This window comes from Streptococcus cuniculi (assembly GCF_004570575.1).
Classification (GTDB): Bacteria; Bacillota; Bacilli; order Lactobacillales; family Streptococcaceae; genus Streptococcus; species Streptococcus cuniculi_A.
This window is the reverse complement of record NZ_SPPD01000135.1, coordinates 1-236: the sequence shown is the minus strand read 5'-3', so window position 1 is coordinate 236 and position 236 is coordinate 1. Positions and strand designations below refer to the sequence as shown.

Annotated in this window: 1 tRNA gene and 1 rRNA gene; both read right to left on the bottom strand. The window is 55.1% G+C overall.

The features are described 5' to 3' along the window. Positions 1-53 precede the first annotated feature (53 nt). A tRNA-Val gene (locus E4T82_RS12395) sits at positions 54-126 on the bottom strand. Positions 127-133: 7 nt separating this feature from the next. After that, positions 134-236 (bottom strand): 5S ribosomal RNA (rrf, locus tag E4T82_RS12390); the annotation flags it as partial.

Sequence of the window (236 nt, the reverse complement as noted above, 5' to 3'; positions counted from 1 at the left end):
CGATCTTCGCCGTGACAGGGCGACGTGATAACCGCTACACTACGGGACCTATATGGGAGTTAACGGGATCGAACCGCTGACCCTCTGCTTGTAAGGCAGATGCTCTCCCAGCTGAGCTAAACTCCCTATTCTAGCTAAGCGACTACCCTATCTCACAGGGGGCAACCCCCAACTACTTCCGGCGTTCTAGGGCTTAACTGCTGTGTTCGGCATGGGTACAGGTGTATCTCCTAGGC